We start from the raw sequence: 26,200 nt of genomic DNA, 5'->3' as shown, positions 1-26,200 counted from the left end.
AGTCTCGGTCCTGTTTTCGGGTGTGGGGGCCGTCGCGGATGCGCGTACGGCGGCACCGCTACAGATCCGCGTCGGCGGCCGAGGGCTGCTCGATCACCGTGCGCAGCCGGTGCAGGCCGCGACGGGCGTGACTCTTGACGGTCCCCAGGGGCATCCCGGTCCGCTCCGCGATCTGCGCCTGGGTCAGGTCCTCGTAGAAGGCCATGCACAGCACCTCCCGCTGGTGGCGCGGCAGCCGGGCCATGGCGTCGACCAGCAGCACCCGGTCCAGGACACGGTCCGGTGCCTCCTCGTCGGGGCCGGTGGTGTCCGCGTCGCGGCCGGCGGAGTCGATGAGCGTCAGCCGTCGTGTCCGGGCCGCCAGCGCGTCCACGATCTTGCGGCGCGTGATGCCGACCAGCCACGCCCCGAGCGGACCCCGCTCGGGGCGGAAGCCCGCCCGGCCGTGCCAGGCGCCGAGGAAGACCTGCTGGGTCACGTCCTCCGCCTCGTGGGTGTCACCGAGCAGTCGGGTGGCCATGGTGTGGACGAGCGCGCCCCAGCGCCGGTAGATCGCGGCGAACGCCTCCTCGTCGGCGGCGACGAGGCCACGGGCCAGCTCCTCCTCGTACCGCGTTTCCTCCGCGGGTGCGGTGGGGGCGGTGAGTCGCGTGTTCGTGATCATGGCCTGGTTCCTCCTGCAGTGCGTCGTGCGGGGACGGAAGGCCGTCTGCCGAACCGCACCGGTCGCGCTGTGTGAGCCGCGCCCGTGCGCTCCAGGCCAGTGTTCGGTGCGCAAACGACGCGGTTCAACATGCGTCGTTTGTGCGTCGTACAGTCGGGGGTATGGGTGCACACGAACGGGACAGCGAACGCCGCGGACGCGAGGGCGGACCGCCCGGTGGCGGACTCACCACCGGCGAGGTGGCCAGGCGGCTGGGGGTGGCGCCCACCACGGTCCGCACGTGGGACCGCCGCTACGGTCTCGGACCCGAGGCGCACACCGGTGGCCGCCACCGGCGGTGGACCCCGGCGGACGTGGCCCGGCTGGAGCGGTTGTGCGCCCTGACGGCGACCGGGATACCGCCCGCCGAGGCGGCCCGCGCGGTCCTCGGCGAAACGACGCAGGAGGCGACTCCGGTGGGTCTGGCCGCCGGAGCGACGCAGGCGCCGGCTTCCGGGGGTCTGGCCCCTGGAGCGACGCAGGCGCCGGCTTCTGCGGGCCGGGGCTCTCGAGCGACGCAGGCGCCGGCTTCCGCGGGCCTCGGCTCTCGAGCGACGCAGGCGGAGGACCCCGTCGGTCGGGCCGCTCAAGCGGCGCAGGAGGCGGACCCGGCCGGGCCGGCTGACCCAGCGCCCCCGGAAGCGATCCCGACCCCGGGCCGACGGGTCGCCGGGGCGTCACCGGGACCGGCGGTCCCGGCCCGGCCGCCCGCCGACACACCACCGCGACCGTCGGATCGCATCCGCACCCGCACCCGCACCCCCACCCGCAGCCGCGCGGGCAGCGGGCTGCGCCTCGGTGATGTGCGTCAGGAATGCAAGGGCATCGCCCGTGCCGCACTGCGCCTCGACGCCCCCGCTCTGGACGACCTGCTCCAGTCCGCGATCGCCGAGCACGGGCTGGTCGCCGCCTGGACCGAGGTGATCATGCCGACCCTCCAGGCGGTCGGCCGCAAGTGGGAGAGCTCGGGTGAGAAGTACGTCGAGGTCGAGCACTTCCTGTCCTGGCACGTCTCCGGCGCACTGCGGCGGGGCGCCCCGCCCGCGGCCCCCGACCGCCCGGGCGCGACCGTCGTGCTCGCCTGTGTGCCGGGGGAGCACCACACTCTCCCCCTGGAGGTGCTGGCGGCCGCACTGGCCGAACGTGGTCTGCCGGTGCGGATGTTCGGCGGCGCCCTGCCCGTGGAGTCCCTCGTCACGGCCGTCCGCAGAACGGGGCCCGCGGCGGTGGGGCTGTGGGCGCAGTCCCGGACGACCGCAAGCCGGCCGCTGGCCCAGCACGTGGCCGCGATGGAGTGGGGGGTGCGCGGTGCCCGCCGCAAGCCGGTCGTCCTGACGATAGGGCCCGGCTGGGCCGGCCGGACCATTGCCGGACTGCCGCGTCCGACGGGGCTGGCCGACGCCGTCGCCCTTCTGGAGTCGGTCGTGTCGCGGTGACCCCGGCCGACTGCGTCCGACTGCATCCGAACACGGCCGCCGGACAGAAGCGGTGAACGGACAGAACACAGTCGACGAGGTGGCCGGGAGCGGGGTGCGGAGATGGGCGGCGTGTGGTGGGCCCGGTGAGCCAGGGGCCTGTCGGCGCGCCGGACGTGGTGATTCTCGGGGGCGGTGCCGCGGGCCTCAGTCTCGCGTACCGGCTGGTCGAGACCGCCGTCGCGTCCGTGACCGTGGTGGAGCCGCCGGACGGCCCCGCGCGCCCGGCGGAGCGGACCTGGTGCTACTGGGACCAAGGCGCCGACGACGGCGACGACGGCGACGACGGCTTCGGTGAAGCGGTGGCCGCCACCTGGCCCCTGCTGCGGGTGCACGACTCCGACGGCAGCCCCCTCACCGTCGATCCCGCCCCCGCCCGCTACCGCATGGTGCGCTCCACGGCGTTCGAACGGCTGGTGCACGCGCGGCTGGCGCGCTCTCCCGCGGGACGGCTGGTGCGCGCGACCGCGGACACGGTGCGCGACGTACCCGGGGGCGCCGAGGTCCGCTGCACGGCACCCGGCGGCCGGACACTGACCCTGCGCGCCGGGCTCGTGTTCGACTCGCGGCCCCTGCGCGCCCTGCCGCCGGCCCGGACACAGTTGCTGCAGCACTTCCGTGGCTGGTTCGTGCGCACCCGCACCGACCGGTTCGAACCGGCGGTCGCCGACCTCATGGACTTCCGGGTGCCCCAGCCGCGGCACGGCCTCGCCTTCGGCTACGTCCTGCCGCTGGCCCCGGACCGGGCGCTCGTCGAGTACACCGAGTTCTCCCGGAGCCCGCTGACGACATCGGCGTACGAGGCGGCGCTCGGTCACTACGCCCGTGAGGTCCTGCGCCTGGGCGAGTTCGCCGTGGAGACGGCCGAGCAGGGCGTCATCCCCATGACCGACGCCCGCTTCCCCCGGCGGGCCGGTACGGCCGTCTTCCGCATCGGGACGGCGGGGGGCGCCACCCGCCCCGCCACCGGCTACACCTTCGCCGCCGTACAGCGGCACAGCCGGGCCGTCGCCGCCGCCCTGCAAGGCGGCCGCGCCGTCGTACCCGCGCCGCACGGGCGGCGGGCGCTCGCCATGGACGCGGTGCTGCTGCGGGCCCTGGACACCGGCCGGATCGACGGCCCCGCGTTCTTCACCGGTCTCTTCCGCCGGACCCCGACGCACCGCCTGCTGCGCTTCCTCGACGGCGGCACCTCGCTCCGGGAGGAGTGGGGCATCGGCCTGCGCACCCCGGTGGGCCCGATGCTGCGCACCGCGCTCGAAGTGCCCTTCCTGCCCCGCCGCACCCACCCCGCCCCAGGAACCGGAGAGAACCCCCGATGACCCAGTTGCGCGACCGCGACCTGGCACGCGCCTTCGACCACGCGTCCCGCACCTACGACCGCCTCACCGGCCTCAACCCGGGCTACCGCGCCGACCTGCTGCGCTCGGCCCGCCGGCTGAGGCTCCCGGAGGACGGGGCCGGGCTGCACCTGCTCGACCTGGGCTGCGGCACCGGCGCCTCCACCCGGGCCCTGCTGCGGGCCGCACCCCGTGCGCGGATCACCGCGGTGGACGCCTCCGCCGGCATGCTGCGGCGGGCACGGACCAAGCCCTGGCCCGACACCGTGCGCTTCCTGCACCTGAGCGCCGAGGAACTGGCCACGGCCGGCGAAGGACCTTTCGACGCGGTCTTCGCCGCCTACCTGTTCCGCAACGTCTCCGACCCGGACGGCGTCCTCGGCACGGTGCGCGGACTGCTGCGGCCGGGCGGGCGCCTCGCCGTCCACGAGTACAGCCTCGGTGGCTCTCCCGCGCACCGGGCGCTGTGGACGGCCGTGTGCCAGGGGGTGATCATCCCGGCGGGCACGCTCACCGGTGACCGTGTCCTGTACCGGCACCTGTGGCACAGCGTCCTCGACTTCGACACGGCTTCCGACTTCACCGGGCGGCTGACACGGGCCGGGTTCACGGGCGCGCGGGCCCTGCCCCTGGCCGGATGGCAGACCGGCATCACGCACACGTTCGTCGCCCGCAACGCATCAGCCGCGGCAGGGGAGGCCACCCGATGAGTCCCCGGACGAGTCCCCCGATCAGTCCCCGGACGAGTCCCCCGATCATTCCCCCGAAGAGCACACCGAAGAGCCGCTCGACGAGCACCCGCCCGGCCGCCCGGCGCGGCCGGGACCGCAAGGCCGAGGTCCTGCTGCCCGCGCCCGGCCGGGACCGGTTCGCGCCCGGGGACGCACCGTCCGTCGCCGTGGTGGGCGGCGGCATCGCCGGACTCGCCGCGGCCACCGGACTGGCCGAACGCGGTGCCCGGGTGACCCTCTACGAACGCGAGGACTCCCTCGGCGGCCGCCTCGCCGGGTACCGCACCCGGCTGGCCGACGGCTCCGAGGTGACCATGAGCCGCGGCTTCCACGCCTTCTTCCGGCAGTACTACAACCTGCGCGGCCTGCTGCGGCGCACCGACCCCGCCCTCGCCCGCCTCACCCCCCTGCCCGACTACCCCCTGCGGCACAGCGGCGGACTGACCGACAGCTTCGCCCGCGTCCCGCGCACCCCGCCGCTGAGCGCCCTCGGCTTCGTCGCCCTCAGCCCCACCTTCGGCTGGCGCGACCTCACCGCCCTGGACGCCCGGGCGGCACTGCCGCTGACGGACGTGCGGGTGCCCGACGTGTACACACGCTTCGACGACCTCAGCGCGACCGCCTTCCTGGAACGCGTCCGCTTCCCCGAGGCCGCGCACCACCTGGCCTTCGAGGTGTTCTCGCGCAGCTTCTTCGCCGACCCGCGCGAACTCTCCGCCGCCGAACTGATGCTGATGTTCCACATCTACTTCCTCGGCTCCTCGGAGGGGCTGCTCTTCGACGTGCCCGACGAGCCCTTCCCGCAGGCCCTGTGGGAGCCGCTCGGCGACTACCTCCGGCGGCTCGGCGTGACCGTCCGCACCGGCACCCCCGTCGACGGCGTCGACCCCGTCGGCACCGGCGGAGCCGAGGTGCGCACCGGCACCGGCGCCGACCGGCACGACGCGGTGGTGCTCGCCCTCGACACCGGGGGACTGCGCCGGGTCGTCGCCGCCTCGCCCGGCCTGGGCACCGCCCCCTGGCGCGACGGCATCGCCGCCCTGCGCACCGCCCCGCCGTTCCTCGTGTCGCGGCTCTGGCTCGACCGGCCGGTCCGCGCCGACCGCCCCGGCTTCCTCGGCACCAGCGGCTACGACGGCCTCGACAACATCAGCGTCCTGGAACGCTACGAGGGCGAGGCCGCCCGGTGGGCCGCGAAGCACGGGGGTTCCGTGGTGGAACTCCACGCCTACGCCGTCACCCCCGGTACGGACCCCGGGGCCGTGCAGGACGCGCTGCTCGGGCAGTTGCGCAGGGTGTACCCGGAGACCGGCCGGGCGCGGGTCGTCGACGTCCGGCACGAGTGGCGCTCGGACTGCCCGCTCTTCCCGGTCGGCACCCACCACCGGCGCCCCACGGTGAGGACCCCGCACCAGTGGCTGACGCTGGCCGGCGACGGCCTCCGCTGCGACCTGCCCGTGGCCCTGATGGAGCGCGCCGCCACCACGGGCTTCCTGGCGTCCAACGCCCTGCTCGCCGGGTGGGGCGTCCGCGGCCAGGTGCTGTGGACCGTGCCACGGGCGGGCCGCTCCCCGCTGCTGCGGGCACTCGGCGCACTCGCGGGACGTCCGGCACGCCGGTGACCTCGGTGACCTCGGTGACCTCGGTGACCTCGGTGACCCGGTGACCCGGTGAGCCCGGCGCCCCGGTGATCCTGGTACCCCCGGTGATCCCGGTGCCCCCGGTGAGGCCGGGCCGCCGGACGGGCCCGGGCCGCTCCGCGCAGGCCCGTCCGACGGGGTCAATACACCCGGGGTAACGCCCGGTGCCGCACACCCGGGTTCACGTCACGGGGGCAACGCCCGGTGCCGCGCACCCGGGTTCACGTCACGGGGGCAACGCCCGGTGCCGCGCACCCGGGTTCACGTCACCCGGGGCAACGCCCGGTACCGCGCACCCGGGTTCCCGTCACCCGGGAAAGCGCCCGGTGCTGCGCAACTCCCAGCGCCTCTCGGCGTAGGCGAGGTCGTCGCGCCACAGGCGTCCGGCCGTCTGCCGCATCAGGGGACGCAGCACGGGGGCGGCGGCGCGGGCCAACGCGAAACCGCCTCGCTCCGAAACGGCGACGACCGCCTCGATCACGGCCGTCCGCGGCTGCTCGGCGTCCGCGGCGGTCAGCGGCGTGGCATGGGTCTCCACCACGGACGTGGCGCCCTCGCCGTCGGTGATGCGCATGACGACGGTACGCGGCTCCGGCGCGGTGAACTCGGCCCGCACGGGTACCACCAGACGGCCCGCCACCCGGAAGGAGACATCGACCTCGAAGGCGTCGTCCTCGTCGCCCCGCGGCTCCCTCACGACCGTCAGGTCGACGAAGGAGTACGGGTGGAACCAGGACCCGTGCCACGGATCGAGCCGGTTGGCCACCACGTCCTGCGGTTCGCACCGTCCGACCGTCGTGAACACGGCGTCCACCCCGCTGCCCTGTTCGGGCCGGGCCGGGACCGCGGGCCGCTCCGTCGGCTCCTCACCGCCCACCGCGTCCAGCCGTACCCACACCAGCACCCCGTCGTCGTGGGCCGGGTAGGGCTGCCAGCCGGCGAACGCGGAGCCGTCCAGGGCCAGTCCGTGCCAGTGGCACACCAGCGTGCCGCACACCACCCGGCTGTCCCGCAGCGGGGCACCGAGGTGCGGGCAGGCGCCGGGGCCGGCCCGGAGCTCACCGGCCGGCGAGCGCCAGAGCACCACTTCCACGCCGCCGACGGTCCTGCCGTAGGGGCGGCCGGGGCGCACGTCCCGGGAGGCGCCCACCACGAACCAGTTGCCGGAGGGCCGGGCGGACGCCCGTTTGAGGGCGTCGGCGATCAGCGCCGGACGGGCCGCGCGCCAGGTGGGCGTCTGCTCCGCCCAGCCGGGGCCGCGGCGCCGCCGCAGCGGTGAGGTCCAGCGTGTCTTGTCCGCTCGGTCAGCCACGACCTCGCCCCTTCCGTTCCGGTGCGGCCGGAGCCGCCGCGTGCGCCGCCCCCCGCGCGCGGACCACCTTCAGGACACCGGCCGCGGCGGTGACCGCCCGCCGGCGCCGCGGTACCACGGCACGGCGGTGCAGCACGGTGTAGTCGTGCCGCGCGATCGCGTCGAGGATGCCGCCGTACAGCGTGAAGGCGGTCCTGATGCAGGGGCGCACCCGCGGGTCGAGCATCGCGATGCCCGGTTCCGCGGCCCGGTACACGTCCCTGGTCAGGGCCTCGGCCGCGACCAGTGCCGACCGGATGCGCGGGTCGCGGCGGCCGCTGCGCCGGCTCCACTCCAGGAGCGGCCGGTCCACGCCGTGGGCGGCCAGCAGGTCCGCCGGCAGGTAGACGCGACCGCGGTCCAGGTCCTCGCCCACGTCCCGCAGGAAGTTGGTCAGCTGGAACGCCACGCCGAGGGCCGCCGCGTGCGGTGCCGCCTCCTCGCGCGGGACGACCGTGCCGAGCACGGGCAGCATCTGCAGGCCGATCGCCGCGGCCGAGCCGTGCATGTACGCCCGCAGGTCGGCGTAGGTCGGGTAGTCCGTCACGGTCAGGTCGGCGCGCATCGAGGCCAGGAAGTCGGCGAACAGGTCCACCTCGATGTCGTAGCGGTCGGCGGTGTCGGCCACGGCCCGGACCACCGGCTCGCTCCCGCCGCCCGTGCGCAGCGCGTGCGCGAGGTCGCCCTCCAGCCGCTTCAGCAGCAGGTCCCGCTCGTCGGGTGTCAGGCGCCGGTCCAGGTCGTCGACGATGTCGTCGGCCCAGCGGGCGAAGCCGTACAGCGCGTGCACGGCCGTACGGCGTTCCAGCGGCAGCAGGCGCGTCGCCAGGAAGTAGGTCCGGCCGTGGCGGGCGTTGAGCCGCCGGCACCGGCTGTAGGCGGCGCGCAGGCCGGGGTCGGTGATCCCGGCGGCGTCCAGTTCACGACGGGTCATGGGCACCTGCTCCGGTCGGGGTGGGCGGGCGGCGGTACGGAGGCCGCCCGGCCCGGGGCGCTCGGGCACGGCCCCCGGTGACGCGGGCGGCGGCGAGTTTCCCGCTGATGAGCACGGTCGGTACGCCGACTCCGGGAGTGGTCCCGCAGCCCGCGAGCACCACGTTGTCCAGCCCGCGGACGAGGTTGCGCGGCCGGAAGGGCCCGGTCTGGGCGAAGGTGTGGGAGACCGAGAAGGGGCTGCCCGCCGCATGACCCTGGGCCGTCCAGTCGAGCGGGGTCACCAGCAGTTCCTCCTCGACGCTGTCCGCGAAACCGTCGAGGCCGCGGCGTTCCAGCTCGGTGACCAGGCTGTCGCGGTACCGCGGGCCGAGGTCGCGCCAGGCGGTGGCGGAGGGGCCGACGGCGGTGTTGGGGCAGGGCGCCAGGACGTAGTGGAGGTGGCGGCCGGGCGGCGCGAGCGAGGCGTCGTGCGTCGTCGGCCGGGTGATCAGCAGGGACGGGTCGCTCATCAGCGCTCCCGAGCGGGTCAGTTCGTCGAAGGTGCGCTCCCAGGCGGCGCCGAAGGACAGCGTGTGGTGGGCGAGATGGGGCCAGGTGCGGTCGGTCCCGGCGTGCAGGACCACCGCGGACGGCGAGTGCCTGAGCGGTACCGGACGCCGGGGTGCCCGGCCCAGGAGCCGGTGCGCGGCGGGCAGTTCGCAGGTCAGCACCACCGCGTCGCACGGGATGCGCTCACCCGAGGCGAGCCGCACCGCCCGCACCCGTCCGGCGGAGCGTTCCAGCGCGCTCACCTCGGCCGACCAGCGCAGCTGCGCACCGGCACCGGCCGCCACGTCCGCCATCGCCCGGGGCAGCGCGTGCATGCCGCCCTTGGGGAACCAGACCCCGGCCACGGTGTCCATGTAGGCGATCACCGCGTAGGCCGCGAGCGCCCGGGCCGGCGCCACACCGGCGTACAGGGCCTGGAAGGAGAAGACCCGGCGCAGGCGGGTGTCGGACAGGAAGCGGCCGATCCGGCCGTCCAGCCGCCCGAACCCGCCGAGGGCCGCCAGCCGGGCCAGGTCCGGGTGCGCGAGCTGGAACGGCGAGTCGAAGTTGGTGTCGATGAAACGGCGCATCTGCGCCCGGTACAGCCGCTCCAGCCACTCCCGCAGCCTGCGGTAACCCGCCGCCTCCGCCGGTCCGGCGAAGCGCCGCACCTCCGCCTCCATGGCGTCGCCGTCGGTGTGCACGTCGAGTGAGGACCCGTCCGCGAAGCCGGCCCGGTAGGCGGGGTGCAGGGCCACCAGCTCGACGTGCCGGTCGAGACGCTCGCCGACCGCCGCGAACGCCTCGTCGGCCAGATGCGGCATCGTCAGCACGGTGGGCCCGGTGTCCACCAGGTAGTCGCCGAGCCCGATCCGCCCGGCCCTCCCGCCCGGGCCGTGGTCCCGTTCGACGAGTGTGACCCGCCGTCCGGCGCCCAGCAGGTGCAGGGCGCACGCCAGTCCGGACAGGCCGGCGCCGACCACGACGACATGGTCCGTCGGGCCCGTCACCGTCCTCATACGAGCTCCTCCGTGTGCTGCGGGGCGACGCCCGAGGCCCGCTCGACCAGGGCGGCGAATTCCCGCCGCACGGCGGGGGCGGCGCCGGTCGCCTCGAAGTGCCGCAGACCGGTGGCCGCCAGCTCCGCGATCCTCGACTCCACCTCGGCCCGGGCGCCCGTCCGTTCCAGTGCCGCCCGCATCCGCTCGACGGTGTGCCCGGGCCGGGTGCCCGCGTCCGGGGCGAGCACGGTAGCCGCGTCCTCGTCGCCGTCGGCCTCCGCGAGCCGGACGGCGACGGCGAGCAGAGGGGTCAGCTTGCGGGAGCGCAGGTCCTCGTCGGCCGGTTTGCCGGTCAGCGCCGGGTCCCCGAACGCGCCGAGGAGATCGTCGCGCAGCTGGAAGGCCAGCCCCGCGCACCGGCCCGCCGCCCGCAGCGCGGCCAGGGTCCGCGCGTCCGCACCGGCCAGCGACGCACCGAGCGCCAGGGGCCGCGCGACCGTGTACCGGGCACTCTTCAGGACGGCGATGGTCAGCGCCTCTTCGGACCCGGACGAGCCGCTCGCCTGCGCGCGCAGGTCGCGGTACTGCCCGGCGACCATCTCGGTGCGCATGGCCCGCCACTCGTCGTACAGCCGCCGGCCGTACGGCGAGGCGAGCGCCGTCCCGGTCAGCAGGTCGTCGGCCCACGCCAGCGCCAGATCGCCCGCGAGTACGGCCGCCGACGTCCCGAACACCTCGGCGGACCCGTTCGCCCGGCCGGCCCGGTGCCCGTGGGCGAAGTCCACGTGCATCGCGGGCCCGCCCCGGCGCAGCGGCGATCCGTCCATCACGTCGTCGTGGATGAGGGCGCAGGCCTGCAGCAGTTCGAGGGCGGCCCCCGTACGCAGGACGGCGTCCGCGTCGCCGGACCCGCCGGCGGCCCGCCAGCCGCACCACACGAACGCCGTCCGCAGCCGCTTGCCGCCCCGCCGGACGAACGCGGCGACGCGCTCGGCCATCTCATGGGTGAACACCGCATCCGTGTCGCGTGCCTGCCGCAGCCGCGCCTCGAGCACCCGCTCGAGAACCGCCTCCATGGCACGCGTGGCCCCGGGAGCCGTGAGCGGGGCGTCGTCCGTCTCCGCCGGTCCGGCCACGGTCGGCCGAGGTCCAAGCATGCGCAACCCCTTCTCGCTTCCGATCTCCGCACATCAGTGCTTCCCCGCGGACCGGTGTTTCGGATGCGCCGAGTGACTGGCTCTCAGCCGCGCCCCCGGGCCTGCCGGAAGCGGGCCAGGCCCTCGCCGAGGTCGAGGAGCGGCGCCGGATAGCGGAGCAGGGTCCGCTGGTCGTCCGGCAGCCGCCAGGGTTCGTGCACCGCGGCGCCGGCGACGTCCGCCAGTTCCGGCACCCAGCGGCGCACGTAGGTGCCGTCCGGGTCGTGGCGCTTGCCCTGGAGAACCGGGTTGAGGACGCGGTGGGGGCGGGTGTCGGTGCCGGTGCCGGCGACCCACTGCCAGTTCAGCTGGTTGTTGACGAGGTCGCCGTCCACCAGGTACCGGAGGAAGTGCCGGGCGCCGATCCGCCAGTCCACGTACAGCGTCTTGGTCAGGAAGCTCGCCACCAGCAGCCGCGCCCGGTTGTGCATCCAGCCCTCGTGGCGCAACTGGCGCATGCCCGCGTCGACCACCGGGTAGCCCGTGCGGCCCTCCCGCCACGCGGCGATGTCCTCGGCGGCCTCCTCCTCGCCGCGCCACCGGTCGCCCCGGGAGCGGTAGTCCCGGACGGACACCTCGGGCCGGGCCGCGAGGACCTGGTGGTGGAAGTCGCGCCAGCACAACTGGCGGACGAACGCCTCCGCCCCGGTGCCGCCCTTCTCGCGGGCCCGCCGGACGACCTCCACCGGCGAGAGCGCCCCGAAGTGAAGGTACGGCGACAGGCGTGAGGTCGCGTCACCGGCCAGGTCGTCGTGCCGTTCCTCGTACCGGGACAGGCCGGTGTCCGCCCACCGCGCGAGCCTGTCGCGCCCCGCCGACTCCCCGCCGGCCGGGAGGTCCGGGGACAGGTCCGCCGGCTCCGGGCGGGACGGCGGTTCCTCGCCGCGAGCCGCGCCGGGGACCCGCACCGCACGCGGCACGGGCAGGAGGTCGCGCAGCGGCTCCTTGGACCAGCGGCGCATGTAGGGGGTGAACACGGCGAAGTGGTCCGAGCCGAGCGGTGTCACGGCCCCCGGCGCGACGGCGGTGACCACGCTGTCGTGCACCCGCAGCGCGACCCGGTCGGCTTCGAGCTCCTTGCGCAGCCGCTCCTCACGACGGTGGGCGTAGCCGGTGACCCCCGCCGCCATGTGCACCTCCGAGGCACCGCACGCGGCGGCGACCGCGCGGACCTCGCGGGCGACCGGCCCGCTGCGCACCACCAGCCGTCCGCCGAGGCGGCGCAGCGAAGTGTCGAGGTCGGCCAGGCAGTCGGCGAGGAAGGCGGCGCGGTTGGGCACGTCGAAGCCGGCGGCGTGCACGGCGGGGTCGCGGACGAACAGGGGCACCACCTCGTCGGCCGAGTTCAGCGCGGCGTGCAGGGGCGGATGGTCGTGCAGACGCAGGTCCGAGGTGAACAGGACGACCGCGACGGTCATGGTGTCACTCCTGGTGCGGTGGTGCGGATGGCGTTCGCTGCTGCCGGGCACTTCGCGGTGCGCGGGTCCGCCGGATGCGCGAGGCCCTGCGGCGTCCGCCGGTGCCCTCGGACGCGGCCCGGGCGATGTTGCGGGCCATGCCGCCGAACACGGCGGCGTGGAACGGGGCGACGCTCCACCAGTAGGCGTGGCCCAGCAGGCCGCGCGGATGGAACAGGGCGCGCTGCCGGTAGCGGGTGCGGCCGTCGTCGTCGGTCTCGGCGTACATCTCCAGCCAGGCGAGTCCGGGCAGCCGCATCTCGGCGCGCAGCCGCAGCAGATGACCGGGTTCGAGTTCCTCGACCCGCCAGAAGTCGAGCGAGTCACCGACCCTCAGGCGGTCGGTGTCCCGTCGTCCGCGGCGCAGGCCGACCCCGCCCGCGAAGCGGTCCAGCCGGCCCCGGACGGCCCAGGCCAGTGGGGAGGAGTACCAGCCGTTGTCGCCGCCGATGCCCTCGATGACCTTCCACAGCGCGGCCCGGGACGCGTCGACCGGCCGCTGCCTCTCGTCCTGGTAGAGGCTGCCGCCCGCCCAGTCCGGGTCCGTGGGCAGCGGGTCGCTGGGTGCTCCGGGCACCGAGGCCGAGGACCAGCGCGTGGCGACCTGCGCCTCGCGCACCTTGCGCAGCGCCAGGGCCAGCGCCTCGTCGAACGGCAGCGGCCGGCCCGGGATGTCCGGCACGTACCGGGCGATGTCGTGTTCGCGGCAGACGACCTCGTGCCGCAGTGACTCGGTCAGCGGCCGGGCCAGGGCGGCGGGCACCGGGGTGACCAGGCCGATCCAGTGGCTGGACAGGCGTGGGGTGAGGACCGGGACCGGCACGATGATCCGGCGACGCAGTCCGGCGACGGCGGCGTAGCGCCGCATCATGTCCTGGTAGGTGAGGACGTCCGGCCCGCCGATGTCGAAGGCCCGGTCGACGTCGTCCGGCATGGTGGCCGACCCGACGAGGTAGCGCAGCACGTCCCGTACCCCGATGGGCTGGGTGCGGGTGTGCACCCAGCTGGGGGTGACCATGACCGGCAGGCGTTCGGTGAGGTAGCGCAGCATCTCGAACGACGCCGAGCCCGAGCCGATGACGACGGCGGCCCGCAGCACCGTCGCGGGTACGGGGGAGTCGAGGAAGATCTGCCCCACCTCGGCCCGGGACCGCAGATGCGGGGAGAGCGACCGCTCGGGGACGCCGCGTGGCGTGAGCCCGCCGAGGTAGACGATCCGCCGTACGCCCGCGGCTCGGGCCTGCTCGGCGAAGATCCGGGCGGCGGTGCGGTCGGTGTCCTCGAAGCCGGAGCCGGAGCCGAGGGCGTGCACCAGGTAGTAGGCGACATCGACACCGTGCATCGCGGCGGCGACCGACTCCGGGTCCGTGACGTCCCCCCGGACCGTCTCGGCGTGCGCCGCCCAAGGGTGGTCGCGGAGTTTGCCGGGGGAACGGGCGAGACAACGGACGCGGTGGCCCTCCTGCAGCAGTTCCGGTACCAGGCGCCCGCCGATGTACCCGGACGCCCCGGTGACAAGACAGTGCAGCCGCCGCCCGTCCGTGCCCATACCAGTGCCTCCCGGCGTCCCGTACCGCTGCCGTGCCACCGGTCGCGACCGGCCCTGACGGGAACACTTCCGGCTCGGCGGCCTCGGCGGATGCACTCCGGGCGCCGCGGGCGGTTCAGCCCTCCCGGCGGGCGAGAACGCCCGGCCACCACGCCCGCGGCCCGATGTCGATCACCAGCGCGGGCACCAGCAGCGAGCGCACCACGAGCGTGTCGAGCAGCACCCCGAAGGCGACGATGAACGCGATCTGCACCAGGAACGCCAGCGGGATCACCATCAGCGCCGCGAACGTCGCGGCGAGCACGACGCCCGCCGAGGTGATCACGCCGCCGGTGGTGGTCAGCCCGCGCAGCACGCCTTTCCGGTTGCCGTGCGCGAGGGCCTCCTCCCGGACCCGGGACATGAGGAAGATGTTGTAGTCGACGCCGAGCGCCACCAGGAACACGAAGCCGTACAGCGGCACCGAGGCGTCCGTGCCGCCGAACCCGAGCAGGTGCTGGAAGACCAGCGCCGACACCCCGAGGGTCGCCAGGAAGTTGAGCCCCACGGTCGCCACCAGCAGCACCGGCACGAGCAGGGAACGCAGCAGCAGCATAAGGATCAGCAGGATGACGGCGAGCACGATCGGCACGATGACCGTCCGGTCCCGGGCGGCGGTCCGCTGGGTGTCGTACTGCTGGGCGGTGTACCCGCCGACCAGCGCGTCGGCCCCGGGGACCGCGTGCACCCGCGTGCGCAGCCGCTCGACGGTCTCCTTGGCCGCGTCGCTGTCCGCGGCCGCCTTCAATGTGGCGTCGATGCGCACCCGCCCGTCGACGACGAGCGGCTTGCCCGCCCCGGGCCGTCCGGAGGCGGAGACGGCACCGGCGAAGGCCACGCCCTCGGTGCTCCGCGCGGCGGCGGTCACCTCGGCGCTCCGGCCGGCGTCGGCGATGATGACGGCGGGGTTGCCGGACCCGCCGGGGAAGTGCGCGCCGAGGGTCGCCTGCGCGGACACCGAGGGCGCGTCGTTCACGAAGATCTCGTCGAGCGGCACGCCCTTGGAGGACAGGGAGGGCGAGAAGGCGGCGAAGACGGCCAGGACGAGTGCCGTCACCGCCCATGTCCGCCGCGGCCGGCCGTCCACCGCCCGGGCGACCCGGCGCCACACGCCGCTGCCCTGCGCGGACTCCTCCGGCGCCTTGGGCCGGGACGGCCAGTAGGCGGTGCGGCCCAGCAGGGCCAGTGCGGCCGGCAGGAAGGTGAGCGTGGCGAGCACGGCGCAACCGATGCCGATGGCGCCGACCGGCCCGAGGGCGCGGTTGTTGGTGAGGTCGCTCGCGAGCAGGGCCAGCAGACCGAGTGCCACGGTGGCGGCGCTGGCGGTGATCGCCCCGGAGGAACGGCGCACGGCGGCCACCGCGGCGGCGAAACGGTCCCCGTGCAGAGCGAGTTCCTCCCGGAACCGCGCGGCCAGCAGCAGGGCGTAGTCGGTGGCGGCGCCGATCACCAGGATCGACAGGATGCCCTGCACCTGGCCGTCGACCCGGACCACGTCCCGGTCAGCCAGCGCGTAGACCACGGCACAGGCGAGGCCCAGCGCGAAGACCGACCCCAGGATGATCAGGAAAGGAAGCAGGACGCTCCGGTACACCAGCAGCAGGATCAGCAGCACGGCGCCCAGGGCCACGCCCAGCAGCAGTCCGTCGATGCCCGCGAACGCGTCCGACAGGTCGGCCTGACTGGCGGCGGGCCCCGCGATCCGCGCCGTGGTGCCGGGCACGCCCCGGGCCGCCTCGCGCACCGTGTCGAGGGCGGTGGGCAGTTCGTCGCCGAGGTCGGGCTTCAGCTGGACGACGGCCTGTATCGCCTCGCGGTCGTCGGAGAGCAGGGCGGGGGAGGGGCGGCCGACGACGCCGGGCCTCCCGGCGAGTGCGGCGACGGCCCGGCCGGCCTCGGCCTGCTGTTCCTTCGTGAACCGTTCCCCGTCCGCCGTCCAGACCACGATGGCCGGCACGGTCCCGGACCGGTCGAAGGCGGCGCGGGCTTCGAGGGCCCGGGTGGACTCGGCGCTCCGCGGAAGGAAGGCGGCCTGGTCGTTGGTGGCCACCTCGCCGAGCTTGCCCGCGTAGGGGCCGAGCGTTCCGCCCACCCCGAGCCAGACGAGCAGCAGAACGAGCGGTACGAGCCGCCGGGCCCGACGCTGTGCGGTACTCATGCGCATCCCATGCCGTAGGAAGTGAGTCGCGAGAATAAATAACTCACTCATAAAGTATCTCAATGATTGAGAGATACTAGGCTGGGGGGATGAGCGGCTCCGGTGCACCCACGGCATCTCTTCCGGCGGACGACCCCACCGGGTTGCAGACCTTCGCCGTTCTGTTGCGCCGGATGAACAGCGAGTTCAACCGCATCGCCCAGGAGTTCGCCCACGAGCAGGGCCTGCACCTCACCGACATGCAGGCCCTGATCGCGATCCTGGACGCCGACTCCGACCCTGACGCGGAGGGCGGTCCCATGACGCCGGGCCGCCTGCGGGGGCAGCTCAACCTCACGTCCGGCGCGGTGACCGCCTGCCTCGACCGGCTGGAGCGGGCCGGGCACATCCGCCGGGTCCGCGACGCCGGCGACCGCCGCGTGGTGCACCTGCACTACGCCGACGCCGCCCGGGGTCTGGCCCGGGACTACTTCCGCCCCCTGGCCCGCAGCACCGACGCGGCCCGGGGCCGTTTCAGCTCCGAGGAGCTGGAGGTGGTCGTCCGGTTCCTCGCCGAGATGAACGCGGAACTCGTCCTGCTGCGCAAGGGATCCGGCTGAGCGGGGGGCTCGGGGGGCGCGGCTCGTAACGGCCGAGGGTGACCCTGACGAGTGGCTGAAAACGACCGGTTGGGCACGGTGCGGCACCGCGGCGGCCCGGTCCGGGCAGGGCTGAATGTGAAGACACACTTCCGCGCACCCCACCAGTCCAGCGCACCGGCGGTGCCGATCGTCACACTCCCGCCGTGGGGCGCTGTTCTGCCTGTTTCCGGCCCGCCCGGGGTCTCGGCTGTGACTACACTCGCCGCCCATGCAGGAGCGCGACCAGAAGACAAACCAGCCGAAAACGCTTCATCGTCCATCGGGCCTCGACGCCGTCGACCGGCATGTGAAGGCGGTGTGGCGTGTGGCCGGATCTGTCGCCCGTGCGGTCGGGCCGGTGCCCCGTGCCGGGGTGTGCGGGCCCGGGTGTCCTCCTGAGGAGAGACGGGCACGGAACCGGTCGGCGGCCATCCGGCGGGGCCGCTCCGGCCGTCGCACCGGGGTGCCGGCCCGCTCCGCCGGCCCTGTGGCCCTCCCTGCGGGCGACGGTCGCTCGGCGGCCCTCACCGGGTGGGCGACGGTCGGGTTCGTCACCGGCCGCCGCGGAACCGCCGCCGACGCGGCTGTGATCAATGCCATACCGGGGACGGCTGCGTGAGCCGCTCCGCACAGCGTCGGCACGCCCGTTCCCGTGCCCCCCGTGGACACTGGCGGCTGCTCGCCCTGACCCTGACCGTCGTCTTCGGCGCCCTCCTCTTCGAGGGCTGGACCGTCCACGAGGTGGACGCGGCCAAGATGCGCCGCCCGTGCACCCGGCCCGTCCCCCCGTCCGTGGACCGCAGCGGCCCCGTCCTGCGCGGCATCGACGGGGACGAGGTCTCGTCGGTCGCGCCCTCCGCACACACCGTTGCCCTCACCTACGACGGCGGACCCGATCCCGAGTGGACGCCCCGGCTGCTGGACCTGCTGCGCGAGCACCACGCGCACGCCACCTTCTTCGTGTTCGGCGCCCAGGCGGCGCGCCATCCCGACCTGGTCGAGCGCATCCTCGCGGAGGGCCACGAGATCGGCTCGAACACCTACACGGGTGCCGACCTCGGCTCCTCGTCGCACGTCCGCTTCGGCATGGAACTGGCACTGACCCAGAAGACCCTCGCGGGGACGGCGGGCATCCGCACCGACCTGCTGCGGATGCCGATGACCACCCGGGTGGACACCCTGTGCGGCGCCGAGTGGCAGGCGGCCCAAAAGGCCGCGGCGGACGGCTACGTCCTGGTCGCCGCCGACCGTCCCGGTCGTGATCCGGCGCGTGGCCTGGTCCGCCAGTTCAGCCAGACGGAACTGGCCTACTACGAGACGAAAAGGCTCCTCGACGACCCGCACGCCGACCGGTTCACCACCGTCACGGACGCGGTCGGGCTGCCACCCGCCGACACCCGGGTGTCCACCGCCGAACGGTGGGAGGGCAAAACCCTGAACTGGACGGTGAAGGCCGGAAACGCCTTCACGCACGTCATGACCTGGGTGCTGGGCGCGGCCGGTGCGCTGGGCCTGTTGCGGCTGCTGTCGCTGGTCTTCTTCGCCCGCGCCCATGTCCGGCGCCTCACCCGCCCCCGCCCCGGCGCGCCCTGGCTGCGGGAGGTCAACGCACCCGCGACGGTTCTCGTGCCCGCCTACAACGAGGAGGCCGGCATCGAGTCCACCGTCCGTTCCCTGCTGGCCTCCACGCATCGCCGGCTCGAGATCATCGTGATCGACGACGGCTCGACGGACCGGACGGCGGATATCGCCACCTGGATCGACGACCCCCGGATTCGGGTGATCCGGCAGCCCAACTCGGGCAAGGCGGCGGCACTCAACACCGGTCTGGCCGCCGCCTCCCACGACATCGTCGTGATGGTCGACGCCGACACGGTCTTCGAACCCGACGCCCTGTACCGGCTCGTCCAGCCGCTCGCGCACCCGGCCGTCGGCGCCGTCAGCGGCAACACCAAGGTCGGCAACCGCCGCGGGCTGCTCGGCCGGTGGCAGCACCTGGAGTACGTCTTCGGCTTCAACCTCGACCGGCGGATGTTCGAGGTGCTGGAGTGCATGCCCACCGTTCCCGGTGCCATCGGCGCCTTCCGTCGCGACGCGCTCATGGGCGTCGGCGGCGTCAGCGAGGACACCCTCGCCGAGGACACCGACCTCACGATGGCCCTGTGGCGGGCCGGCTGGCGGGTGGTCTACGAGGAGTCGGCCGTCGCCTGGACCGAAGTGCCCACCACACTCCGGCAGTTGTGGCGCCAGCGCTACCGCTGGTGTTACGGCACCCTGCAGGCGATGTGGAAGCACCGCCGAGCCGTCGTGGAAGTGGGCGCGGCCGGACGCTTCGCCCGCCGCGGGCTGAGCTATCTGACCGTCTTTCAGGTGATCCTGCCCCTGCTGGCGCCGGTCGTCGACCTGTTCGCGGTGTACGGGGCGCTCTTCGCCGACCCCCTGCAGGCGGCGGGCGTGTGGCTCGCCTTCCTCGGCGCCCAACTGGTCTGTGCGGCCTACGCGTTGAGACTCGACGGTGAGCGGCTGCGGGCGCTGTGGTCGATGCCGTTCCAGCTCTTCGTCTACCGGCAGCTGATGTACCTGGTCGTCATCCAGTCCGTGGTCGCCCTGTTGCTCGGCACACGGCTGAAGTGGCAGCGCATGCAGCGCTCCGGCACGGCCGCGACCCAGCAGCTCAGGACACCGGCCGCCGAACGACAGCTCTCATCGAGGTGACGAAGGATGGTTCAGCCCATGAGTGAGGGTCCAGGCGTGAATCCCGGGGCCGGCCGGCCGGACGAGCAGGTGCCGGCACAAGGGCACCAGGTGATCACCGGTCAGGTGTGGCAGAGCGGTACCGCTCAGCCGCAGGCGCCCGTCCGGCCGTACGAGGGTTATGTCGTAGGCCCGTACCCGTACTCCCGTCACGGCGGCGCCGACCCCGGCCCGTACCCGTACTCCCGTCACGGCGGCGCCGACCCCGGCCCGTACCCGTACGAGGGCCACGGCGGCGCCGGCCTCGGACCGTATCGGGATCCGCATGCGTATCCTCATCCGGCTCAGGCTCAGGCTCAGGCTCAGGCTCAGGCTCAGGCTCCGGCGGCTCCGGTTGCGGCTCCGTACGACAGTCCCGTCGATGAGCCCGAGCCCGAGCCCGAGCCCGAGTCCGAGCCCGAGCCCGGCCCGGGCGGGGGTGCCGGGCGGGGCGGCCGCAGTACCGGCACCAGAGCCCCACGGGTGCGCCCCGGCCGGTTCCGCCGGACCGTGCGCCTGCTGGCGGCGCTGCTGTGCGTACTGGCCCTCACCGGCGCGGGCACCGGCGCCTGGGCCGAGTTCCGCCTCGACAGGTCCGTAGACCTGGGCGGGATCGTGGACCGCCCGCCGCGGGGGAAGGGAACGAACTACCTCGTCGTGGGCTCCGACGGCCGGGACGGACTGTCGGAGAAGGCCAGGAAGGAACTGCACACCGGCACGGCCGGGGGCAGCCGCACCGACTCGATGATGCTCCTGCACACCGGTGCCCACGGCACCACCATGGTGAGCCTGCCGCGCGACTCCTGGGTGACCATCCCCTCGTACGTCGACCCGGACACGGGCAAGTTCCACCGGGCGGCGAAGAACAAGCTGAACGCGGCCTACGCCCTCGGCGGGCCGCGCATGCTCGTGCGGACCGTCGAGCACAACACCGGCCTGCGCATCGACCACTACGCGGAGATCGGCTTCGCGGGCTTCGTCGGTGTCGTGGACGCGGTCGGCGGCGTGGAGATGTGCGTTCCCCGGGCCGTCGACGACCCGAAGTCGGGCCTGAGGATGAAGAAGGGCTGTCAGAATCTGACCGGTGCCCAGGCGCTGGCGTTCGTGCGCCAGAGGCATCAGGAGGCGGACGGCGACCTGGGGCGTTCCCGGAACCAGCGCGCGTTCCTCTCGGCTCTGGCCCGCAAGGCCGCGGCGCCGGGCGTCGCACTCGATCCGTTTCGCGGGTACCCCGCCCTGAATGCGGGACTGGACACGCTGGTTGTGGACAAGGACATGCAACTGTTCGGCCTTCTCTCGCTGTTCAGGGCGATGAAGAGCGGGTCGGGAGGCGGCGGCGGGCAGTTGAACGTCCCCGTGTCCGGGGCCGGTCCCGGCCCGGCCGGCAGGAGTGCCCTGCGGTGGGACGAGGTGGAGGCGCGGCGGCTCTTCGCCGGACTGCGCGACGACCGGCCGGTGCCTGGGGGCGTGTGATGTGAGGGACGCCTGGTGCGCTGTGACACTTCTGTGCGCACGCGCGCTTGACTCCATGAGGGTGCCGCAGCGAACGGGGTGCGTCGGTCGGCACGGACTCGCCATGAACCCCGGTGCGAACGAGGACGGTCTTGGGTCAGGAACGGCATTCGCGCTACCCGCGGGCCCACGACGACGAGCTGGGCGAGGCCGTGGCGCGGGCCCAGCAGGGCGACGAGGCGGCCTTCGCGGTCGCCTACCGGCTCGTGCAGCCGGGCCTGCTCGGCTATCTGCGCGGACTCGTGGGCGACGACGCGGAGGACGTGGCGTCCGACGCCTGGCTGCAGATCGCCCGGGACCTCGGACGGTTCAAGGGAGACGGGGGCGGCTTCCGCGGCTGGACGGCCACCATCGCCCGGCACCGGGCACTGGACCATGTGCGCCGCCAGCGCTCCCGCCCCCGGCCGGGCGTGATCGAACAGGACCTCCTCGACCTGCCCGGCCCGCACAGCACCCCGGAGCAGGCACTGGAGACTATCTCCACCGAGCGGGCCCTGGAACTGGTCCGCGGGCTGCCGCGCGACCAGGCCGAGGCCGTGCTCCTGCGCGTCGTCGTCGGCCTGGACGGCCCCGCCGCAGCGCGCGTCCTCGGCAAGCGCCCCGGCGCGGTGCGCACCGCGACGCACCGGGGTCTGAAGCGCCTCGCCCGCCAGCTGGGTCTCGGCCCGGAGGGCGGCGAGCGTATGACGGACGACGCGCCCCGGACGCTGGAAGGCGGACACCGGTCGCCACGACGCCAACGGCCGGACAGACCGGTGTCACGGGCCGGCATCGCGGACCCGTCGAACAGCTCGGGCAGGAATGGACAACGGGCATGGGTGATCGGCTGAGCCGCGACCGGGCGACGGGCCGTCGGCGTGCGCATCCCGGTGTTGCCGCGCCCGGGCCGGGGGACCCGCGTGACGACACCGCGCTGCGAGCGGCCCTGGCTGCCGCCCTGCTCGAGGACGACCCCGGGCCCGAGGCCGAGCGCCGGGCCGTGGCCGCCTTCCGGACCGCACGCGACACGGGAGCGCACGCAGCGCGTACCCGGCACCGGGACGACTGGCGGCTGCCCGCGCCGGGGCGTACGGGCCGTCAGGTGAAAGCCACGATCGCCGCCGTGTTCACCAGCATCGCTCTGGGGGGAGTCGCGGTCGCGGCCATCGGTTCCGTCGGCTCGACCGCGAACGGCACCGGTGGGACGACACGCTCCTCGCCTCCCGCCCCCGCCCGGTCGGGCGGTCACGTCTCACCGGCCCCCTCGGACGGCCCGGGGCGGGACGACGGCCCGCCCTCCGCCCAGGACACCGACGCCCAGTGCCGCGCCTACGAGCGGGTCGCCGGCCGGGGAACGGCGCTCGACGCGACCGCCTGGCAGCGGCTCGTCGCGGCGGCGGGCGGCGAGGACGAGGTCGACGCGTACTGCGCCGGGCTGCCGGCCCGGTCCACGCCCGCGCCCGGACGGTCCGGCCCCTCGGGCAGGCCCGGAGACGTCGCCGCGAACCCCGGCGCGGGAACGGACCCGGCCGGCAGCAGGAGCGCGACGGGGAAGGGAAACCCCGAGGGCGGCCGCCCGGGCGGCCGCAGGGGTGAGTGACCCCGCCATGAGACCTCGCCCGGGCGCCCGGCCGCAGCCACACGGGCAGGGCCAGCACAGCCGCACGCCCCCGGGCGCCCGGCCGCAGCCACACGGGCAGGGCCAGCACAGCCGCACGCCCCCGGGCGCCCGACCGGGCTTCACAGCCGCGTGCCCCCGGGCGCCCGACCGGGCCTCGCAACCACATGCCCTGCCCCCGGGGCCCGGCCGGACCGAGACCCGAATGCCCCTCGCCCGACCGGGCCTCCCAGCCGCATGCCCCCGGGCGCCCGACCGGGCCTCGCAACCACATGCCCTGCCCCCGGGGCCCGACCGGACCAAGGACCCGAATGCCCCTCGCCCGGCCGCGCCGACACACAGCCCGGCCGCGCCCTCGGTCGTGCCCCTGTGACGATTCCGGCGTCACTTCCGGTGTGTAAGTAGTGAAGGAATTGGACGCAGTGATGCCGGTGATGTGGGCGATGTGTGACGAGCGACTCCTCGTGCGGGGTACGCGCACGGCACCGCACGCAGGCAGTGCGCGACCCTGGAGGCTTCGAGTGCGACCGTTCACCCTCAACTACGCGCGGCCCACGTCACTACCGACGGCGCTACCGCCCTACCGCTTCGACGACTCGCTCCAGCTGAACGTGCTTCCCGACGGCCGCCCGGCGGTCAGCGACCCGGACCTCCTCCTGGCGGTCGGGACCACGGCGTCCACCGCCGGTTCCAAGACGCACTTCGACGACTGACCCCGTGACCGCATGACCGTACTGATCCTCACGTCCAAGGACGACGTCACCGCCGACATGGTCGTGACCAGACTGCACGACGAGGCGGTGCCGGTCATGCGCCTCGACCCCGCAGACCTGCCCGTCAACACCCTGCTGTCCGCCCACTACGCGCACGGTGACTTCGAGGGGCTCCTGTCGGCGAACGGGCACGTGGTCAGCATGGGAGGCCTGCGATCCGTGTGGGTGCGCAGGCCCGGCGAGCCCGCCGCACACGCGGACGAGCCCTCCGCATGGCTGACCGCCGAGACCCGCCAGGCCCTGTTCGGCATGCTCTACTCGGCTTCCGCCCGATGGATGAACCACCCGCGCGAAGCCGAGCGGGCCCGGTTGAAACCGTGGCAGCTGAGAACCGCCCACCTCAGCGGCTTCGCCGTACCGCCGACGGTCGTCACCACCGTCCCGCGCCTGGCACGGCAGTTCGCCGATGAGTACGGGCAGGTGGTGGTGAAGTCCGCCTCGGGGCCGCCGCCCGGCGAGCCCTCGATGGCCCTGCCCACCACCCTGATCGGATCCGACGCGGACTTCTCGGGCGTTGCGGCCGGCCCCGCGCTGCTCCAGCGGTACGTCCCCAAGCACGCGGACATCCGCCTGACCTGCGTCGGCAGCCGGCTGTTCGCGGCACGGAAGAAGGCCGAGCCGGACCAGGTGGACGGCCGCTACGGCGACACCGAGCACACCTGGGAGCCGGTGCCGGTGCCCGACCGCATCCGCAAGTCGGTGCACGACTACGTCGACCTGGCGGGACTGGCCTACGCCGCCTTCGACTTCGCCGAGGACGAGGACGGCTTCTGGTGGTTCCTCGAGTGCAACCAGAACGGCCAGTTCGGCTTCGTGGAGCTGGAGACCGGGCATCCGATCTCGGAAGCGGTCGCCCGTTGGCTGGCCCGGCCAGGCCGGGGCTGACCCCTCGGTGCAGGGAGCGCGCCGACGGCCCGTCAGTCGTCGAACCCGGTGTCCCGCGCGCGCTTCTCCCACGCCACGACCTCGTCCCGCACCTGGTCGAGATGGCCGAGCACCGCGCTGACACCGTCGTCGCCCAGGGGCAGGCGCAGGGGCGTGCGCTCGGCGTCCAGGGCGGCCAGGATGAGGGCGGCGGCCTTGGCCGGATCGCCGGGCTGGGTGCCGTCACCGCCGGCGACGGCACCACGCGTCTCGCTCACCTTGCCGTACACCCCGCTGTCCGCACTCGTCCCGGCCCGCCCGGTCTCGAACAGGCCGGTGCGGAAGGCGCCCGGCTCGACGATCAGCACCTTGACGCCGAACTCGGCGACCTCGTCCGCGAGTCCCTCGGACATGCCCTCCAGGGCGAACTTCGTCGCGCTGTAGGCCGAGAAACCCGCGAAGGACAGCTGCCCGCCCATGCTGCTCATCTGCACGATCGCGCCCGAGCGCCGCTCGCGCATGTGCGGCAGCGCGGCCCGGGTCAGCGCGGCCGGACCGAAGACGTGCACGTCGAACAGGGCCCGCAGCTCCTCCTCGGTGGTCTCCTCGAACGCCCCGACATGCGTCCGGCCCGCGTTGTTGACCAGGACGTCGATCCGCCCGTGCCGCGAGACGACGTCCCGTACGGCGGCCTCGGCGGCGCCGGTGTCGGCGACGTCCAGGCGCAGCGCCTCCACCCGGTCGGGGTGGGCGGCGACCAGCTCGTCCAGCGCCTCGGGGCGCCTGGCCGCGGCCACCACCACGTCGCCCGCCGCGAGCGCCGCCTCGGCGATCGCCCGCCCGAACCCACTGCTCGCGCCCGTGATCAGCCACACCTTGTTCATGACAGCTCCCCGTCTCGTGTCGTTGTCTCCGTCACCCTCTCGCCCCCGGCGACGGCCCGTCCAAGACATTCGGTGATAGCCGATGGTTATGACCATGGACGTTCATCTGAGGGACCTGCGCTACTTCGTTGCGGTGGCCGAGGAACTGCACTTCACCCGGGCCGCCGAGCGCCTCTACGTGTCGCAGCCCGCGCTCAGCAAGCAGATCCGGGCGCTGGAGCGGCAGTTGGGAGTCGAGTTGTTCGGACGCGACCGGCACGGCGTGGCCCTCACCGACGCCGGTACGGTGCTGCTGCCGCACGCGCGCAGGGTGCTGGGCGCATGGGAGGAGGGTGCCACCGCGGTGGACGCCGTCCGGTCGGCGCGGCGCAGCACGCTGGTCGTCGGCATGAGCACCAGCCCGGTCCGCGGCGGTCTGCTGCCCGCGATCCGCTCCCGCTTCACGGCGGCCCACCCGGAGGCCGCCGTCCGGCTCCGGCAGGTGAACTGGGAGGACCCGACGGCCGGCCTCGCCGACGGCACCGCCGACCTGTCCTTCGTCTGGCTGCCGCTGCCCGGCCAGGACCGCTACGACTGGACGGTCGTCGCCGAGGAACCGCTCATGGTCGCCCTCCCGGACACCCACCCGCTCGCCGGGCGCGCCGCGATCGACTTCGCCGACCTGCTCGACGAGCCGTTCCTCGCCCTGCCCGAGAGCACGGGTCCGCTGCGCGACTACTGGCTCGCCCTCGACGCGCGCGGTGGCCGGCCGCCCCGCATCGGAGCCGAGATCGCGAGCACGGAGGAGACGTACGAGGCCCTGGCCGCCGGTCTCGGCGTCTGCCTCGTGGCGGAGGGCAACGTCCCCCTGCTCACCCTGGGCGGCGTGACGGCCCGCCCGGTGCACGGCGTCACCCCCAGCCGCTACGTCCTGGCCTGGAGACGGGAGGACGGGCAGCGGCCCCTGGTGCGGGCGTATGCGCAGGCCTGCCGCCGCGTGACGGGCCGCCGCACGGGATGAGGCGCACCCGCTCCGAACCGACCGGCCGTCACCTTCCCGACGTGTCCAGGACGTAGGGGGCCTTCGCCGCCCGTATTGCCTCGTTCGTCGCCCGCATTCCGCCCCCGTTGTCC

General features: G+C 74.4%; 22 protein-coding genes. 12 read left to right on the top strand and 10 right to left on the bottom strand.

Annotated elements, in window-relative coordinates; genetic code table 11:
• Positions 1-58: 58 nt before the first annotated feature.
• Positions 59-664 (bottom strand): RNA polymerase sigma factor, encoded by a 606-nt coding sequence (locus ACZ7EG_RS06755; protein ID WP_471073316.1) that lies wholly within the window; start codon positions 662-664, stop codon positions 59-61.
• Between the two features lie 161 nt (positions 665-825).
• Between ACZ7EG_RS06755 and ACZ7EG_RS06750 the strand changes: the two genes are divergently transcribed.
• The 4 genes from ACZ7EG_RS06750 (at position 826) to ACZ7EG_RS06735 (ending at position 5,871) form a co-directional block, all read left to right on the top strand.
• Positions 826-2,139, top strand: a complete 1,314-nt coding sequence (locus tag ACZ7EG_RS06750; protein WP_471073313.1) for a MerR family transcriptional regulator — start codon at positions 826-828, stop codon at positions 2,137-2,139.
• 125 nt (positions 2,140-2,264) lie between these two features.
• Positions 2,265-3,500 carry a lycopene cyclase family protein gene (locus tag ACZ7EG_RS06745; RefSeq protein ID WP_471073310.1) on the top strand — a complete coding sequence of 412 codons (1,236 nt, stop codon included), beginning with the start codon at positions 2,265-2,267 and terminating at the stop codon, positions 3,498-3,500.
• Positions 3,497-4,228: a class I SAM-dependent methyltransferase gene (locus ACZ7EG_RS06740; RefSeq protein ID WP_471073307.1), complete on the top strand. Its 732-nt coding sequence runs from the start codon at positions 3,497-3,499 to the stop codon at positions 4,226-4,228. The genes ACZ7EG_RS06745 and ACZ7EG_RS06740 overlap by 4 nt, the downstream gene beginning before the upstream one ends.
• On the top strand, positions 4,225-5,871 hold the full coding sequence (locus ACZ7EG_RS06735; protein ID WP_471073304.1) for an FAD-dependent oxidoreductase: 1,647 nt from the start codon (positions 4,225-4,227) through the stop codon (positions 5,869-5,871). The genes ACZ7EG_RS06740 and ACZ7EG_RS06735 overlap by 4 nt, the downstream gene beginning before the upstream one ends.
• A gap of 325 nt (positions 5,872-6,196) precedes the next feature.
• On the opposite strand, the gene ACZ7EG_RS06730 is transcribed toward ACZ7EG_RS06735, so the two are convergent.
• The 7 genes from ACZ7EG_RS06730 to ACZ7EG_RS06700 all read right to left on the bottom strand — a co-directional run bounded on the left by ACZ7EG_RS06730 (position 6,197) and on the right by ACZ7EG_RS06700 (position 16,104).
• Positions 6,197-7,201 carry a DUF5914 domain-containing protein gene (locus tag ACZ7EG_RS06730; RefSeq protein WP_471073301.1) on the bottom strand — a complete coding sequence of 335 codons (1,005 nt, stop codon included), beginning with the start codon at positions 7,199-7,201 and terminating at the stop codon, positions 6,197-6,199.
• Positions 7,194-8,174, bottom strand: coding sequence for a phytoene/squalene synthase family protein (locus tag ACZ7EG_RS06725; protein WP_471073298.1), 981 nt, complete (start codon positions 8,172-8,174; stop codon positions 7,194-7,196). Before ACZ7EG_RS06725 ends, ACZ7EG_RS06730 begins: the two co-directional genes overlap by 8 nt.
• The gene (locus tag ACZ7EG_RS06720; RefSeq protein WP_471073295.1) at positions 8,161-9,723 is read right to left on the bottom strand and encodes a phytoene desaturase; all 1,563 of its coding nucleotides are present in this window, start codon (positions 9,721-9,723) and stop codon (positions 8,161-8,163) included. The genes ACZ7EG_RS06725 and ACZ7EG_RS06720 overlap by 14 nt, the downstream gene beginning before the upstream one ends.
• Positions 9,720-10,862, bottom strand: a complete 1,143-nt coding sequence (locus tag ACZ7EG_RS06715) for a polyprenyl synthetase family protein (RefSeq protein ID WP_471073292.1) — start codon at positions 10,860-10,862, stop codon at positions 9,720-9,722. The genes ACZ7EG_RS06720 and ACZ7EG_RS06715 overlap by 4 nt, the downstream gene beginning before the upstream one ends.
• Before the next feature lie 83 nt (positions 10,863-10,945).
• On the bottom strand, positions 10,946-12,319 hold the full coding sequence (locus tag ACZ7EG_RS06710) for a cryptochrome/photolyase family protein (protein WP_471073289.1): 1,374 nt from the start codon (positions 12,317-12,319) through the stop codon (positions 10,946-10,948).
• A gap of 4 nt (positions 12,320-12,323) precedes the next feature.
• Entirely contained in the window at positions 12,324-13,907 is a 1,584-nt protein-coding gene (locus ACZ7EG_RS06705) for an SDR family oxidoreductase (RefSeq protein ID WP_471073286.1), read from the bottom strand.
• Positions 13,908-14,022: 115 nt separating this feature from the next.
• Positions 14,023-16,104, bottom strand: coding sequence for an MMPL family transporter (locus ACZ7EG_RS06700; protein WP_471073283.1), 2,082 nt, complete (start codon positions 16,102-16,104; stop codon positions 14,023-14,025).
• An 89-nt stretch (positions 16,105-16,193) separates the two neighbouring features.
• Here ACZ7EG_RS06700 and ACZ7EG_RS06695 point away from each other — a divergent pair, with 89 nt between their 5' ends.
• Complete coding sequence (locus tag ACZ7EG_RS06695) at positions 16,194-16,703, top strand: MarR family winged helix-turn-helix transcriptional regulator (RefSeq protein WP_471073280.1); 510 nt, start codon at positions 16,194-16,196, stop codon at positions 16,701-16,703.
• Positions 16,704-17,339: 636 nt separating this feature from the next.
• On the top strand, positions 17,340-19,439 hold the full coding sequence (locus ACZ7EG_RS06690; protein WP_471073277.1) for a bifunctional polysaccharide deacetylase/glycosyltransferase family 2 protein: 2,100 nt from the start codon (positions 17,340-17,342) through the stop codon (positions 19,437-19,439).
• Here ACZ7EG_RS06690 and ACZ7EG_RS06685 read toward each other — a convergent pair.
• Positions 19,428-19,745 carry a hypothetical protein gene (locus tag ACZ7EG_RS06685; RefSeq protein ID WP_471073274.1) on the bottom strand — a complete coding sequence of 106 codons (318 nt, stop codon included), beginning with the start codon at positions 19,743-19,745 and terminating at the stop codon, positions 19,428-19,430. The two genes, ACZ7EG_RS06690 and ACZ7EG_RS06685, sit on opposite strands and share 12 nt — an antisense overlap.
• Before the next feature lie 222 nt (positions 19,746-19,967).
• Here ACZ7EG_RS06685 and ACZ7EG_RS06680 point away from each other — a divergent pair, with 222 nt between their 5' ends.
• The 5 genes from ACZ7EG_RS06680 to tgmB all read left to right on the top strand — a co-directional run bounded on the left by ACZ7EG_RS06680 (position 19,968) and on the right by tgmB (position 24,224).
• Positions 19,968-20,930, top strand: coding sequence for an LCP family protein (locus ACZ7EG_RS06680; RefSeq protein ID WP_471073271.1), 963 nt, complete (start codon positions 19,968-19,970; stop codon positions 20,928-20,930).
• 131 nt (positions 20,931-21,061) lie between these two features.
• The gene (locus ACZ7EG_RS06675) at positions 21,062-21,799 is read left to right on the top strand and encodes an RNA polymerase sigma factor (RefSeq protein WP_471073268.1); all 738 of its coding nucleotides are present in this window, start codon (positions 21,062-21,064) and stop codon (positions 21,797-21,799) included.
• Complete coding sequence (locus tag ACZ7EG_RS06670; protein WP_471073265.1) at positions 21,784-22,548, top strand: hypothetical protein; 765 nt, start codon at positions 21,784-21,786, stop codon at positions 22,546-22,548. The genes ACZ7EG_RS06675 and ACZ7EG_RS06670 overlap by 16 nt, the downstream gene beginning before the upstream one ends.
• Positions 22,549-23,087: 539 nt before the next feature.
• On the top strand, positions 23,088-23,279 hold the full coding sequence (gene tgmA, locus ACZ7EG_RS06665) for a putative ATP-grasp-modified RiPP (protein WP_471073262.1): 192 nt from the start codon (positions 23,088-23,090) through the stop codon (positions 23,277-23,279).
• Positions 23,280-23,291: 12 nt separating this feature from the next.
• Positions 23,292-24,224: an ATP-grasp ribosomal peptide maturase gene (gene tgmB / locus ACZ7EG_RS06660; RefSeq protein ID WP_471073259.1), complete on the top strand. Its 933-nt coding sequence runs from the start codon at positions 23,292-23,294 to the stop codon at positions 24,222-24,224.
• A 32-nt stretch (positions 24,225-24,256) separates the two neighbouring features.
• On the opposite strand, the gene ACZ7EG_RS06655 is transcribed toward tgmB, so the two are convergent.
• Complete coding sequence (locus ACZ7EG_RS06655; protein ID WP_471073256.1) at positions 24,257-25,087, bottom strand: oxidoreductase; 831 nt, start codon at positions 25,085-25,087, stop codon at positions 24,257-24,259.
• Positions 25,088-25,175: 88 nt separating this feature from the next.
• Here ACZ7EG_RS06655 and ACZ7EG_RS06650 point away from each other — a divergent pair, with 88 nt between their 5' ends.
• Entirely contained in the window at positions 25,176-26,087 is a 912-nt protein-coding gene (locus ACZ7EG_RS06650; protein WP_471073253.1) for a LysR family transcriptional regulator, read from the top strand.
• Positions 26,088-26,200: the final 113 nt, after the last annotated feature.

Source organism: Streptomyces sp. NPDC037100 (assembly GCF_055606225.1).
The sequence above is the reverse complement of the archived record's forward strand: the minus strand, read 5'-3'. Positions and strand labels throughout refer to the sequence as shown.

What these genes read in the sequence shown, in the direction of transcription:
- ACZ7EG_RS06755 (WP_471073316.1), bottom strand. Translation starts at nt 664, where the DNA reads ATGATCACGAACACGCGACTCACCGCCCCCACCGCACCCGCGGAGGAA.
- ACZ7EG_RS06750 (WP_471073313.1), top strand. Translation starts at nt 826, where the DNA reads ATGGGTGCACACGAACGGGACAGCGAACGCCGCGGACGCGAGGGCGGA.
- ACZ7EG_RS06740 (WP_471073307.1), top strand. Translation starts at nt 3,497, where the DNA reads ATGACCCAGTTGCGCGACCGCGACCTGGCACGCGCCTTCGACCACGCG.
- ACZ7EG_RS06735 (WP_471073304.1), top strand. Translation starts at nt 4,225, where the DNA reads ATGAGTCCCCGGACGAGTCCCCCGATCAGTCCCCGGACGAGTCCCCCG.
- ACZ7EG_RS06725 (WP_471073298.1), bottom strand. Translation starts at nt 8,174, where the DNA reads ATGACCCGTCGTGAACTGGACGCCGCCGGGATCACCGACCCCGGCCTG.
- ACZ7EG_RS06720 (WP_471073295.1), bottom strand. Translation starts at nt 9,723, where the DNA reads ATGAGGACGGTGACGGGCCCGACGGACCATGTCGTCGTGGTCGGCGCC.
- ACZ7EG_RS06715 (WP_471073292.1), bottom strand. Translation starts at nt 10,862, where the DNA reads ATGCTTGGACCTCGGCCGACCGTGGCCGGACCGGCGGAGACGGACGAC.
- ACZ7EG_RS06710 (WP_471073289.1), bottom strand. Translation starts at nt 12,319, where the DNA reads ATGACCGTCGCGGTCGTCCTGTTCACCTCGGACCTGCGTCTGCACGAC.
- ACZ7EG_RS06705 (WP_471073286.1), bottom strand. Translation starts at nt 13,907, where the DNA reads ATGGGCACGGACGGGCGGCGGCTGCACTGTCTTGTCACCGGGGCGTCC.
- ACZ7EG_RS06700 (WP_471073283.1), bottom strand. Translation starts at nt 16,104, where the DNA reads ATGAGTACCGCACAGCGTCGGGCCCGGCGGCTCGTACCGCTCGTTCTG.
- ACZ7EG_RS06695 (WP_471073280.1), top strand. Translation starts at nt 16,194, where the DNA reads ATGAGCGGCTCCGGTGCACCCACGGCATCTCTTCCGGCGGACGACCCC.
- ACZ7EG_RS06685 (WP_471073274.1), bottom strand. Translation starts at nt 19,745, where the DNA reads ATGCGGATCCCGATACGGTCCGAGGCCGGCGCCGCCGTGGCCCTCGTA.
- ACZ7EG_RS06670 (WP_471073265.1), top strand. Translation starts at nt 21,784, where the DNA reads ATGGGTGATCGGCTGAGCCGCGACCGGGCGACGGGCCGTCGGCGTGCG.
- tgmB (WP_471073259.1), top strand. Translation starts at nt 23,292, where the DNA reads ATGACCGTACTGATCCTCACGTCCAAGGACGACGTCACCGCCGACATG.
- ACZ7EG_RS06655 (WP_471073256.1), bottom strand. Translation starts at nt 25,087, where the DNA reads ATGAACAAGGTGTGGCTGATCACGGGCGCGAGCAGTGGGTTCGGGCGG.
- ACZ7EG_RS06650 (WP_471073253.1), top strand. Translation starts at nt 25,176, where the DNA reads ATGACCATGGACGTTCATCTGAGGGACCTGCGCTACTTCGTTGCGGTG.